Source organism: Pseudoalteromonas distincta, assembly GCF_000814675.1.
In the GTDB taxonomy this organism is placed as follows: Bacteria; Pseudomonadota; Gammaproteobacteria; order Enterobacterales; family Alteromonadaceae; genus Pseudoalteromonas; species Pseudoalteromonas distincta.
The window spans coordinates 216616-230976 of sequence record NZ_JWIG01000025.1 but is presented as its reverse complement, the minus strand read 5'-3'; the positions used below and the strand labels follow the sequence as shown (position 1 = coordinate 230976).

Sequence of the window (14361 nt, the reverse complement as noted above, 5' to 3'; positions counted from 1 at the left end):
CATTTCTGACGGTTAAAAAATAAATTAATTATTTTTTTATTTTTTATTTTTTATTTTTTTACCCCGCCACTATCATTTGTAATAAAACTACTGAGTGAACTGACTTACTGAAATACGCAAAAGGGAGATAGACATAAATCTACCTCCCTTGTGCATTTGACCTATGGCCTTGCCAAACATGATTACAATGACCTCGCTTTTGAGGCATCGTAACGAAACCCTGTATTTGCGCAGGACCCCCTCCCAGGTTTGATACTCAGTAACTGAGTAAAATGCCCTATTAAACGCTATTGCAGTTAGGGCAACGAATCAGCAAATAATGATTCAGGCATATTTTGGGAGATATGATTAGGCTGTTATTTTGATTTTGAAAATAACCATTATGACCTCAGTTTCAATCGTTAATTTTTTCAATTAGACCCTAGGGATAAACATCATCCTCGAAGTCACACGGCAGCTCCACACGCTCTACTGGGTGGCTAATTAGGCTGTGCATGAGCTCATAAGCAAGTTTTCGCATAGCAAACTCATTTAGTGTTTTATTCGCTGTAATTTCAGGGCCAATAACCTCCCACAGCTCATCTAAATTCGCATTATCACTGCGTAATTCTAATAAGTTTATCTGGTGGTCATTAGCGGTGATTACTCGGCTAAATGAGTGTAATAAATTTAAAAAATCCAATGTTGATACGTATGTATGTTTCATTTTTTCACTATCCTTGTGTGTTTTGTTATCAAAATCGATAACGTATTAGTAAATAAAATCAGGCATGGGTATTTAAAACGGTTTACGAAAAATATTTTTAAAAAAGCGAACAAATGTTCGCTTAGGGGGTTATGCATTGTCGATAATATCGACCCAATCACTTTCTGTTGCTGCAAAAAATGTAGTTGGCGTTTGCATAAATATTTGCTGGAACTCTTCAGAGAACAGCTCACAAAACTGTGTTATTTGCTCTATGTAGATAAGTAAAAAAAGCGTCATGTCGTGCCCTTCTAAATACCTATTCTCAAAACTTGGATTTTTTTCCAACATACTATTTGAAATACTAATGCCAAGTATTTTTCCAACGCTATCTCTATGTAAATAGATGTAATTATTGAAATTTAACTCTAATGTTTGTTCATTAACTACATCTGCTAACAATAAAATTGTAGAGCAGTCATCCCACGGAGATCTACTGGCTCGAACGTATTGGCGAATAAATTGAGATTTAATATTTTTCATGATTTGTCCTCGTTAATTGTCCTGAAATTAACTAGGGCCATGCAATGGGTAAAAGTGAAGAATTGCGTTTTGTTGGTTTAATTTGCAAAAATAATAAAAATCATTAATGTTGGAATATCACTGTACAACCTTGAGGATGAATAATATGGCGGAATATATTTGGTTATTACCTGCGACCGTATTAACAATAGTTTTAGTCGTGGTTATTAAAAAGTCCAGAAAGTAAACCTATATTTTAAGTGCTTAGACAATTCAGCGTGAAGAGTAACTTGAGCCTACCTATCAGTAATAAGTATTGAACAATTAATAAACCAACTTCAATAATTTCCTGATAAATATACAAAACACATTACTTAATTCTCTATTTATCTAAAAAATTTTTTGTGTTTTTCTCTGAATTTTAATCAAGATGCAATCTAACTCCCCATTTAGCGGAGGGATTCAGAAAAATATCCAAAACATCCCTAAATTTTGAAAAATTTTGAAAATAGTTATCATAGTACTGTTAGTTTGATTAATTAAGCCTTCAAGCTAACCAATTCTTTTATTAATAACTTAAAGGTTTCTATGCAAATTATTTCTTCTAATAATAATGGACTGCAAATGCAAAAAGGATATGCGCTAGCGATAATAACCAATAAAGGTAAGATTATTCAGTCAGGTATGGTTGTTGAGTTAATGGTCTTTGAAGCAATGCTAGATCATATTATTAAAACCTTTTGTGCCAGGTTTACAAGTATTGATCCTAATTATTTTAAAGAACCTAAATAACTAAGCCCTTCAACTAAATAATATTGAATATGGCCTGTTGCAAGGGTAAACTTGCGTCAGGCCACTTCGTAATTACGTCAAAAGTCATAACCACTAACTAGCTCACCAGTATGTTTATGCAGACGCAACAAACGCTTCTTATCATTATGAAATTCCAGTAAAAGCTCAAAGTAGTCAGCATTTGAGGCACCTAATAGGTGCTCAAAAACATTATTGAGGCCACCTTTATCGCCGCTAAATGTATTTAGCTGTAAACTGATGCTTTTAAAAGTATCTTTAACTAGCTGGCGAATAGCTAAACGTTCGTCATTGGAAAGTTTTACAAGGTTTTTAGTAAGCGATAACCAGCGGTCTGTTACTTCATCACGAAAAGAGTGGTCAATTTTAGCAAGCTTGTTTTTACTGGTATCTATTTGGGTTTGAATGTCACGCGCTTGTGTTTCAAGGGCTGATATTTTATTAGCTATCGCCTGTGGTGGCGTGCCCTCAAGTATTAAAAGCGTTTCTGTAAGTGAGTTTATATCGTCATTAATTTTTTCAAGCTGCGCAACCAGTGCTGATTCTTCAGTATTAATTAATTCGCGGTCGCTGCCCCCTAGCAATATACGTTGCAGGTTTACTTTATCCTGGCAAAACTTAACAACAGCACTTTCAACCATTTCAATTTGCACTGTAGAACTCATTGTACAGTTATTATTGCGCCTAGCTTCAACACAACCATAGCGCTTATGGCTACTTTTTACTTCATCAATACACTTTTTACGATAAACAACATGCGAACCGACCGATTTACCACAACAACCACATTTAAATACACCAACGCCCGATAAAATCCCCACAAACTTTTGTGTGTGTTTCGTAGCACCTCGTTTAGATGAATCTGCGACTAAAAAATCAAACTCAACTTTACTCATTAATGGCGGGTAATAACCTTCAAGAACGTAATCAGCATCGCCTACTTTTACATTCAGCTCACCAATTAACGAACGGCGCTTTACCTCTTTATAAACATTAGCCCCAGTGTGGTGAACAGTACCCGCACCAAACTCTGCATTAATAAGCTCAGCTATTTTTATACCGCCGTGCCCTTTTTTAAATAATTCAAGCTTACGCAGCATAATAGCTTTATTGTGCGGATCGAAGTCGAATAACTTTTTATCATCATTCCACACTACCCAGCTAGGCGGCTTACCACACTTAACCCTAAAACCACGTTTGCCGGCTAACCAATCATCACATTGCTTAGTCAACGCAGAACGAACCCGCAGAGATTTAGTTTCACTTTCCTCATTGGCCCGTATCAACACCAGGATAATATAAACCAAATCCATCGGATTCTTTTTAATGGTTTCTTTATTATACTCTTTACGGTCAGCCGCCGTGATCACCGTAATATCAGCATTAATAATTTGTGCAATAATGCCCTGACTTTCAAGCGGCGCAGCACGAGAAATGCGGTCCAAACTTTCAAGCACTAAAATAGAACCCGCCGGTACCTTACCCTGCTCTACCGCCGCTAAAAATATACCCAAAGCGCCCCGGGTAATATTGGTTTTATGAAACGCACTTAACCCCATATCACGCATTGATAATGAGTCATCAAGCTCAAGCCCTTTTTCCTTAGCAACCTCTTTAGCAAAACTAAGCTGCCGATTTAAAGACTGCCCCTTAGCCTGTTCGATTGTAGAAAAGCGTATATAACTATAGAGTAATGGTTTTAAAGTAGTATGCTTATTCATGTTTTTGATTCACCTCTGTTGTTATATACAGTGTAAATCAATACAATATAAGTATCTACTATTATTATCCTTTTGCTGGCCTGTAATAGCCGTAGATACACACATATTTCGTGTATCTAACCGTACCAAGCTTGCCATGGGTAAAGACGTAGTTGCTGTAGAACAAAAGCTTGAAAAGGTTGTACCAAAAGAATTTAAAGTAGACGTTCACCATTGGTTAATACTGCACGGGCGTTACACCTGCGTAGCGCGTAAACCAAAGTGTGGCAGCTGTATTATTGAAGACTTGTGTGAGTTTAAAGAAAAAACGGAATAACGAGTTGAAAAGCTATAGTGGTAAAACTCAATTATACAATTTGCTTTTAGCAATTACTTCAGCCTTCTGTATCTGGCTTTCAAATGGCTTTATCACCTTTATTGCTTTTAACGAGTCTGTTGCGGGAGTAACATTTGAAGAACTTTTGATCATATTTTCAAATGTCGATCTTTTACAGGTTTTGACCTTTCCTGAGTTTTGGGAAGCTAATGAAAATCATTCTTTTATTGAGGCCCCAAGTTTTTGGTTTGAGCCGATGACTGTTTTATCTTCTATAAGCTCATTACTTCTTATAATTTTATTTTCAACGTATGTAACTAAGTTGAAGCCTGAAACGATGTCTTTATCTCTACTCTTAATTGGATTTTTATACCTGGTTGTTTCATGGGGTGTTTTGCTAGATGTATCTAATGCAAAGATGATTGGGCCCTATTTAAGTATTGGTATTCAAGGTCTATTATTACATTCATTTATAAGTTGCCTAATTTGTGTTTCTACTTTATCAAAAAATGTATATTTTAAATTTAGCACTAATTAGCCTTTCTTTATTCAGTAGCTTTGCATTTCCAAGCGAAATAGATTGGCAAAACAAAGCGGCTGATCATATTAGGTTAAATATAATTCTGTTCATTAATCTTAGCCTTTTCATTCTAATTTTACTTTTCTCATTTCGACATATTAAAAGATTAAAACGACTAAATATAACCATCACTAATGAATCGTTAATCGACCCTTTGACAAAAGTATTAAATAGGAGAGGCTTCCATGAACAAGTTTCACGCTTAGATAAACAAAGCGGCTTTTTACTAATTGCAGATATAGATAACTTTAAACTCATCAATGATCAATTTGGACATAATGCTGGTGACAAAGTCCTTCAAAGAGTAGCCCATGCTCTAAAATTTCAAACTAGAGAGAAAGATATTGTAGGGCGATATGGCGGAGAAGAGTTTGTAGTTTTCTTTCCTAGCCATGATGTTGAAATTGTAAAAATGATTTCACAACGGCTTGTAGAGGCAATTGCGAGTCTTAATTTAACTGATATATCACCTGAATTGCAAAGAGTTACAATTAGTGCTGGTGTAGATAAAGGCGATACAAAACACTGTAAGTTTGAAAAATTATATGAAAACGCAGATAAACTGTTATATCAAGCTAAAAGTGCTGGTAAAAATCAAGTTATCGTATTTGATAACTAACAGGTTAAACCTTGGCTAGCACACTTCTATTCGAACTCTAGTGATAAGATAGCTAATCGTTTAGCTGCCAGTCGATTCTATATTATTAATAAATTGAGTCGTATTTTTAACCCAAGGCCTAGCAATATTTTTGTAATTTAATTTAGATAACCCGCAGAATGTGACTATTAATAGAACATTATCAAAGTATTAATTTCACAACGCTCACTCCTTTGGTTATGCTAGTGGGCATTATAAAATTATATTGCGAAACCCTCTATGCTACCTCTACTTCGTATCTTGATAATTGAGCAAGACCCAGCCACTTTACAAGGGCTTTCAACTAATCTGTCAAAGACCATTCCTAACTTTGAGCGAGACGATATTCATATCGATATTATTGAATGCCTCGAGCTTAAACGCGCGTTGGAACATGTAGAGGAAGATGGTGATATTCAAGCCGTAGTTCTAAGCTGGGATATGCACAACAAAGTGGGTGAGCGAATGTATAGCCGCTTTATTGAAGAGTTAAAGGCAATTCGTCTTGAGTTACCGGTTTATGTTATCGGCGACGACACTAAAGGGCTGGAAATCGTTAACGAATCAGAAGAAATCGAATCATTCTTTTTTAAAGATGAGGTGATTTCTGACCCAGAAGCTATTTTAGGTTATATGATTAACGATTTTGACGACCGCTCTGAAACGCCATTTTGGACGGCGTATCGTCGTTACGTCGGTGAAGCAAACGACTCTTGGCATACACCGGGTCATAGTGGGGGTTCTAGCTTTAGAAACTCACCTTACATCAAAGATTTTTATCAGTTTTACGGCCGCAATGTATTTGTTGGCGACCTGTCGGTTTCGGTAGACTCGCTAGGTTCATTGTCAGACAGCACCAATACTATTGGTCGCGCTCAAGAATCAGCCGCGGCGACGTTTGAAGTTAAGCACACCTACTTTGTTACAAATGGTTCATCTACCTCAAATAAAATCATTTTGCAGACACTGCTGCGCAAGGGAGATAAAGTAATTGTCGACCGTAATTGCCATAAGTCAGTCCACTATGGCATCTTGCAATCAGCTAGTTACCCCATTTATTTGGCGAGTATCTTAAATCCAAAATATGGCATTTTCGCGCCACCGTCGTTGGCCGACATCAAATTAGCAATTGAAAACAATACTGATGCTAAATTACTAGTGCTTACCGGTTGTACTTACGACGGCCTGCTTAGCGACCTAAAACAAGTCGTGGATTATGCTCATCAATATGGTATCAAGGTGTTTATAGATGAAGCCTGGTTTGCATACTCTTTGTTTCATCCTAGTTTTCGTCATTATTCTGCGATACATGCTGGGGCCGATTACATTACGCATTCGGCGCATAAAGTAGTATCGGCGTTTTCTCAGGCGTCTTATATTCATATTAACGATCCCGATTTTGATGCTGATTTCTTTCGAGAGATTTATAGCATCTACGCCAGCACATCGCCAAAATATCAGCTTATTGCATCGCTTGACGTGTGCCAAAAGCAATTAGAGATGGAAGGCTATAAGCTGCTCAATGCGCTGCTAAATCATGTTGAAGAGTTTAAACAACAGATGGCCTCGCTTAAGCAAATTAAAGTATTAGCTAAGCAAGACTTTATGGAAATATTCCCGCATTTTAGTGGTGATAACATGGGTCACGACCCATTAAAAATCCTTATTGATATTAGTGAGCTACCTTACTCATTAAAAGATATTCATAAATATCTACTGGATGAAATTGGGCTAGAGATAGAAAAATACACACACAGCACTATATTAGTTTTACTCACGCTTGGCGGCACGCGCTCAAAAATAATTCGTTTGTACAATGCATTGAAAAAGCTAGACAGCGGTAAGGTAAAACTATCGAAATCGACGCGCAGAGCTCGCTTACCCGAAAACTTACCTGCCATTGACTTGGCGTGTATTCCAAGCGATGCTTTTTATGGCGACCGCGAATCTGTGCCTATCAGTAAAAGCAACAACCGCATTTGTGCAGGTTTAGTTACTCCATATCCACCGGGCATTCCGCTTTTAGTCCCAGGCCAGCATATTACTGATGATCATGTTGAATATTTGCAAGAGTTGGCAAGCCAAGGACTGACTATTCAAGGCAGTTTCGATGGTGAAATTTATGTTCTTAAGGGTAAAGTTAAAAAATAAAGGTATTGGTTTAATACTATCTCGATAATAATACCAATCTGCTTATATACGGGGTCTATTTAACGTTAAGAAAATTACGCTAGAACTAGGCAAAAATTTTTGTATCTAGTTGTTCTAAATAAAAAAATTTTAACGACATTATAGTGCAATTTAATTCGTTAAATTGGTCAAAGATTTATGCAGGTTGGTATAATTGCTGGTGGCAGTGTCGCCAGACATTGCCGCTGTAACGGTATTGATAAGTAAAATACAAAGTGGAATAAATCATTTTTGTAAATGTTAACTAATTATAGTTAAAAAAAGCAAGCCAGATGGCTTGCTTTTAGCGTCTTTAAATACACACACTTATAGACTCGATTTAACTATAACTTTTAAAATCTATAGCTTGCGCCAAATGTAATACGGCGGTCTGTAATACCTTGGAAACAAAGTAAAGCACCTTCGTTCACACAAGACTGGCTAACTTCTGATTCAGTTAAGTTAACGGCTTCAATACCGATATTTAGCTGATCGTTCACATCATAACTTATGCTGGCATTAAGCTGCCCTCTGTCTTCTTGTACAACAGGAAAACCCCATGGGAAGCTCGAGGTACTACCAAAGTCAGTTGAACGGTACCCTTCGCGCCACGTGTAACGCGCTCGAGCAGATAGACCGTATTTCTCATAGTAGAATGTGATGTTGTATGCGTTTTCTGACAAATCAATGAGTGATTGCTTAGCGCTTATGTCTGCATCCGGGTTACCGGTTGTTAATGCAAAAACAGCATTTGCACGACTCGTTGCAGTGTCAAATGATTCACCACCAGAAAACTCTTGATAGGTGTAGTTAGCAACCAAACCAAAACCTGATGCCCAGCCTAGCTCTTTTTCAAAATTTGATAAGTCGTATTGAGCTGCAAGCTCGATGCCTTGCTGTGTTGTTTCGCCAGAATCATTAATAGTAGTTTGTGTTGGTACACATAACCCTACGCCAGCATCTGGGCCAAATACGTTTATGTCAGCAATTGGGTTAAATATGCCGCCGCCTTCACATTCTGGACCATTTGTATCGCGAAAGCCTGTGCTTGGGTCTTCAAATGGGTCAACTTGCTGTGTAACGTGCAAATCGCTACGTGTTTTATGAAAGTACCCCACACTTAATAAAGCAGCGGGTGCAAAATACCAATCAGTGGATATATCGAAAGAGGTTACTTCTTCTGGCTCTAAGCCTGAGTTACCTATTGAAACTGCACTATTAGGGCTGGTGCCAAACGTAACAGACGTAGATAGGTCATCAAAATCTGGGCGTCTGATATCTTTTGACCAACCTAAACGAACAATCACATCTTCACTTACATTCGCGGCTAAATTAAATCGTGGTAAAAAGAAATCGTAATCACCTTTTGACGTTACTTGAGTCACCAGTTCGTTGCCACTTCCATCTTGAGTAACAGAGTTACCTAGCGATGTAACCTCAGTCTCTAAATAACGTAGGCCAAAGTTACCGCGAAACATGCCATACTCAAAATTAGCTTGTGCATATAAGGCATGTGTTTCTTCTTCAATATCAAAAAACGCATTTACTTGAGACGTTGGTGAACTTATTGGACCACGATCGGAACCCGTTATAGCATTATTAGCTTCAATCGCTTGGTTAAGTGCTGCTAATACAGCTTGTGGATCAGAGGATGCAAGCTCTGGGTTTATAAGTAAGAAATCACGAATATAAAGTGCTCGCCCATCACCATCGTTAAAGTTATCTGGGCCCGCTGTTAATAATTGTGCAAATAAATCACCCGTTGGACTATCAGCCATATTTCTTAAACCAACGTTAGAGCGAACTTGATCCGACATACTGCTCGTTTTACTGTAGCGGTAACCAAAATCGACTGACGTTATTACATCATCTAAGTAATATGTAAAATCTGTACGAAACGCATCTTCTGTATTTTCTGACTCGTCTTGCCCTTGGTTTACGTCACGTAGAACAACATTTGCAGGGTCGAGTAATTGAGCCATTGTTGGCGCGTTTGCCTCCCCTGTTGCAATGCCAAATGTAAGTGCATCACCTGTAAGATCATACTCAAAAGGAGTACCGTTTTCATTTGACGAATTAGTAGCGACATTTGGATTTATAAAATTAAGCGTTGTATTAAAACTTGGTGTAGTTGAATCAGAACGAGAGGTTGAGGCTTCAACACTTGCAAATAATCTATCGCCTTGCCATTCGCCCCCTATTCTAAATATTTTGCTTTTTGTTATGCGTGAATTAGTATCGCTTGAAAAACGTAAATTAGGATCGCCACCACCGTCTTCAACTGGAATAACGCCTCTTACGGCCGCTTGTATGCTGCCTAGGTTTTGTCCGTCAAGTGAACCAAAATTAACTGTTTCAAATTCACTCGGTATTGATACATTTCTAAGATCACTTAAGCCAGATGCTTGTACTCTTGAGCTTTCTTGGCGGCGCTCTTGATCGTTAACAACTGCATCAAAAAAGAATTTCATATTATCGTTTGGTGCATATTCAAATGTACCTGCGAAGTTTTTTGTCTCGTATTCGTAATTATCGTAATCTTGAATTAAAAATTGTACTGGTAGAAAATCAAACGATTGTGCACTTGCAGCACCACTATCAGCGGCTACCGAATTATCTCTATCAGCTCGAGGACGAAATGCGGTTACGTCTTGCTCACTGTAACTACCACTAAATACAACACCAAACTTACCGCCAGAATCAAGCTCCCAGTTATCACCCCAAGCACCCGATACCCTAGGAGTAACACCATCTGTTGATAAGCTACTATCTTCACCTTGAACTCTAATTGAGCCTAGAGTTTCATTTAACTGTAACGGGCGAATTGTTTTAAGGTTTATTGTTGCGCCCACAGAGCCTTCGATTGTTTTTGCTTCAGGTGATTTAATTACTTCTACACCGGAGATGATTGCAGCTGATACATCTTCAAAACTAATGCCACTTCGTCCAGACCCAGAGCCAACTGTTGATACGCCGTTCACTTCTGTACGATTAGCATTGGTACCACGAATTTGAACGCCCGTACCCCTGCTTCACGGGTAATTTGAATCCCCGTTACATTTTCAAGTACTTCTGCGAGGTTTTGATCTGGTAGCTTACCAATATCGACTGCCTCAATAATCTCAACAAGGCTATCTGCTGAACGCTTTTGTGCAAGCGCATTTGTAAGCGATTGTCGAATGCCTGAAACTTCGATAACCTCAAGATCGTCTGCAGCTTTTTTTGGAGCTTCTTGCGCCTGTGTAGACAAAGACATACCAAGTGCGGTTGCCGATATAACTGCCAGTGTAATTTTAGATAACTTGTGACTCATAGTTTTTTTCCTGTGTGTGTGAAATGCTATGTTTAACCAGCTACTTTATTGTTTTTATTAAAAGCCCTTAATTATTACAAACCCTTAACTTTATATTTACACCCAACTATGAAAAGGTCAACCTTTTGGTAATAAATTTAGATCAAATATTATGCAATATGTTATTACCAATAATAGAAAAACCTAACTAACTTATAAATTAAATCATAAAGTAGATTTTAAGTTCATGTTATTTATTGATTTTAAATTTAATTAGAAATTGAGCTGTCAATTACAAGGGTTAAAAGAGTTATCGTTTTAAAAATGAAATAATTTAGGAAGGAGAAACCGATGATGTTGGGCGTGCTGAATAAATGGCATTATTGGTTAACCAATTTAGTTTTGAGTCAAGAAGCGTTTATTAGAAAGCGAGCTGTGTTGAGTACTATTTATTAGCGCTATTGAAAATATAAAATTGAAGAATTTAAGGATCAAAAAAGGCGGTAAAACCGCCTTTTTAATGAGATTTAATGTTTAACTATTATTACAGCTTGTAGCTTAAGCCTAAGAATAAGCGTGGGCCGTAGTCATTCACTTCACCTAGGTTACCTTCAACAAAGAAATCTTGTGATTTAGGTGCGCTGAACAAGTTAATTGCTTCTGCTTTAACTCTAAAGTGCTCATCAATTTTGTATGATGCGCGCATTTCCCACACACCTACGCCATCAACATAACGAAGTCGAGTACCATTTGTAGTATATGGTTGGAAATACTCACTACGATATTTGTAAATAACGGCAGTATCAAACCCACCAATTTGGTAGTACAGCTGGCTACTAAATACATGCTTTGAAAAACCAGGTACTGAAGCCGACTCAATAATACCGTCAGTTAACTGTGTAGTATTACCATCTACGTCAGTCTCAAACGTATCGCCGTATAAGCTATCTTGGAACTCAAAGTCAGTGTCTGCATAGTTGTAACCAAATTTCATACCGATGCCATTATCCCAGCGGTAAGAAAATGAAGCTTCAAGGCCTAGTATTTCACTGTCCTCGTCTGATGTAACAGAGTTGGTGATTGGTAGTGAAACAGTTTCACCGGCAACAGTAAACTCTTCAATTACTGTTTGTTGTTGAAAACCACCGTTGAACTGTTTGTAGTATAGGCTTAACGCTAAGATTGAATCTTCGTTAGGGTACCATTCAAACGCAGCGTCGTAGTTCCAAGACATAAGTGGTTGAGTGTCTGGATTACCAGAACCATTTACACCCACTAATAAATCGCTGATTGATGTTGCTGTACCTTCTGTATCTTCTTGGAATGTACGGCTATAGCCTAAATCAGATGGATCTGCGCGTGACATACCACGGTATATACCTGCACGGAATAAAATATCTTCACTGTAATCAATAACTAGGTTAAAGCTTGGTAAATACTTAGTGTAATCGCCACCACTTTTTATTTTATCCAGTGAACCGTTATCAGACTCAACTAGAGACAGTATACCTGTGTCACTTGTTACTACGTCAAAGCTATTTCTAAAACCAATCGAAGTTACATCTGTGTCTACAATACGAAGACCAAAGTTACCGCGAATGAATTTGCCAAACATTTCAGTATCGTAGTTAGCCATTAAGTACACTGATGTTGTTTTCTCTGTTACATCAATTGTACCTGCATTTTCATATTCCACTTCTGGGTAAGCAAACACACCATCAGCGTTAGAACCAGCTACAGCTTGTGAGAAACATACGTTGTCGTATGTAGCCCATGATGAGCCTGTACCGCTAGCTACAACGTTACCGTCGCTATCAATATTTGTTACGATATCACCATCAGATACACTCGATAAAAAGCCTGATTCAGGGAAATCGATTTGACAACCTTGTAATACGTCAAGCGCTTCAGTACCAGAGTCTAGTGTAAATTCGTTTCTTGAACCGTTACCTTGGCTACCACCATACTGTAGGAAGGTCATTTCAGATGTTCTAATGCCACCTTGAATACTTGTAAAAACGTTGCCATCTAGCGCATAGTCAAAATCTAGTCGCGCTGAGATAACTTCGTTTTCACGAACATTTTCACGGTCAAGTCGTGTTCTTAGGCTATCTGTAAAGTTTGAAATATCTGTTACGTCAAAATCTGTCAGTGTGAAATGAGGAATTTCATCGCCCATGTCCCAAGAAAAGAAATTACGACCTGATGTTCTACCACGGTTAGATATTTGAAGTTCTTCACGTTCAGTTTTTGAATACGCTAAATCTAAGTCAACAGTTAATCTATCGGTAACTGTATGTTCTATATTTATGCCATAACCTTGGTAGTTTTCTTCACGAGAAAATTGCTCACCCGCTGATTCAATACGCTCTTCACCTTCCCAATGTAAAATACCGCCTACATCGTTAGTTACAAGTGTTGGACCGGTTACACCTGGTGTTGCACGTTTTTGTAAAAAGATTAAATCGTGGCGTGCTTCTTGTTGTGTTCTATCTGAAATTTGTGCATCAAAGTTAACATCCCAATCAGCTGACGGTTGGTATTGCAGTGCAAAAAATACTGCATCACGTTCATCAGATGTCTCGTTTTGACGAAAGCTTCGGCTACTGCCAGTCCAAGCATAAGGAGTCCCATCACTTACTGCTTTACCTGTTTCTGGATCAATTTCTGTATCGTAACCTTGGTTACTACTGCCATTAACTTGGTCTTCACAGTCGCCTGCGCTGCTGCGATAAAAACCTTCATTGGTATTAGTCGGATCGTTTAAACACGCCCACAATGAAGAACCTGATGGGCTAGAGCTTCTGTATTCAGCCTCTGGTTGACTAATTTCTTGGCGCTGCACACCAAAAGACACACCAACGGCTTGGCCGTTATCAAATTCAAACTGATCAACATAACTAAACGTGCCACGGTAACCCGCGTCACTTTGTAGCGAGTTATCTACATTACCTTCATCAGGGTTGTAATTTAGTTTAACTTCAGCTGATACACGTTGTTTGCCAAAATCAAGTGGAGTTATAGTTTCAAGTGCAATAACACCTGCAACACCACCTTCAATCATTGAGGCATCTTGCGTTTTATATATCGCTACTTTTTTTACAAGTTCAGAAGGAAACTGCGAAAAGTTAACTGAGCGGTCACCACTACCATTAGTCGCTTCACGACCATTAATGTGTGTTGCACTTAAAAATGGACCAAGACCACGGATAGTGATTTCTGTAGCACCACCGTTTTCACGATGAGATGCAGCACCTGTAATTGATTCTAGTGCTTCACCGATAGACAGTGCTGGTAAATCACCAATATCTTCAGATGACAGGCCATCAACTACCGTTGTTGCTTCACGTTTAATTGCTATTTGGTCTTGAATCGTTCTACGTGTACCTGTAACACTAATTATTTCAACGTCTTCTTCAACTTCTGTCGCTTTTCCCTGATCTTCCTGTGCGCTTGCTGTAAATACGCAAGAACTTGCCATACCTGCGATGACCGCTGTTCTTACCCATTTTGCAACTGGGCGCATTGCAAACTGCCCTGTTGTAGAATTATTGTTATCTCGTGACTTCAACGACATTTGAATTCTCCGCTGGTTGTTGTTGTGTGATTTTAGTGTGTTAGCTTGTTAT

8 protein-coding genes and 2 pseudogenes are annotated in these 14361 nt (G+C 38.2%); 5 read left to right on the top strand and 5 right to left on the bottom strand.

Annotated features, from left to right (window positions below):
* Positions 1-421: 421 nt before the first annotated feature.
* Both QT16_RS16635 and QT16_RS16630 read right to left on the bottom strand, forming a co-directional pair.
* A complete protein-coding gene (locus tag QT16_RS16635; RefSeq protein WP_002962289.1) occupies positions 422-706 on the bottom strand; it encodes a hypothetical protein in 285 nt (94 codons plus the stop codon).
* Positions 707-835: 129 nt separating this feature from the next.
* Complete coding sequence (locus QT16_RS16630) at positions 836-1228, bottom strand: hypothetical protein (RefSeq protein ID WP_010558040.1); 393 nt, start codon at positions 1226-1228, stop codon at positions 836-838.
* A 567-nt stretch (positions 1229-1795) separates the two neighbouring features.
* Here QT16_RS16630 and QT16_RS16625 point away from each other — a divergent pair.
* Positions 1796-1999, top strand: a complete 204-nt coding sequence (locus tag QT16_RS16625; protein WP_002962287.1) for a hypothetical protein — start codon at positions 1796-1798, stop codon at positions 1997-1999.
* A gap of 77 nt (positions 2000-2076) precedes the next feature.
* Here the strand turns inward: QT16_RS16625 and QT16_RS16620 are convergent, their stop codons facing one another.
* A complete protein-coding gene (locus QT16_RS16620; protein WP_002962286.1) occupies positions 2077-3738 on the bottom strand; it encodes a recombinase family protein in 1662 nt (553 codons plus the stop codon).
* 67 nt (positions 3739-3805) lie between these two features.
* Here QT16_RS16620 and QT16_RS16615 point away from each other — a divergent pair.
* The 4 genes and pseudogenes from QT16_RS16615 to QT16_RS16600 form a co-directional block, all read left to right on the top strand.
* Positions 3806-4054, top strand: a pseudogene (locus QT16_RS16615) (iron-sulfur binding domain-containing protein); the annotation flags it as partial.
* Positions 4029-4592, top strand: a complete 564-nt coding sequence (locus QT16_RS16610) for a hypothetical protein (protein ID WP_161792780.1) — start codon at positions 4029-4031, stop codon at positions 4590-4592. The pseudogene QT16_RS16615 and the gene QT16_RS16610, both read left to right, overlap by 26 nt.
* Positions 4564-5253 carry a GGDEF domain-containing protein gene (locus tag QT16_RS16605; RefSeq protein ID WP_024591501.1) on the top strand — a complete coding sequence of 230 codons (690 nt, stop codon included), beginning with the start codon at positions 4564-4566 and terminating at the stop codon, positions 5251-5253. The genes QT16_RS16610 and QT16_RS16605 overlap by 29 nt, the downstream gene beginning before the upstream one ends.
* Positions 5254-5511: 258 nt before the next feature.
* Entirely contained in the window at positions 5512-7422 is a 1911-nt protein-coding gene (locus QT16_RS16600) for an aminotransferase class V-fold PLP-dependent enzyme (protein WP_039489417.1), read from the top strand.
* 371 nt (positions 7423-7793) lie between these two features.
* On the opposite strand, the pseudogene QT16_RS16595 reads toward QT16_RS16600, so the two are convergent.
* Together QT16_RS16595 and QT16_RS16590 are read right to left on the bottom strand one after the other, a co-directional pair.
* A pseudogene (locus tag QT16_RS16595) lies at positions 7794-10753 on the bottom strand (TonB-dependent receptor).
* Between the two features lie 523 nt (positions 10754-11276).
* Positions 11277-14309, bottom strand: a complete 3033-nt coding sequence (locus tag QT16_RS16590; RefSeq protein WP_039489415.1) for a TonB-dependent receptor — start codon at positions 14307-14309, stop codon at positions 11277-11279.
* Between the last annotated feature and the right edge of the window lie 52 nt (positions 14310-14361).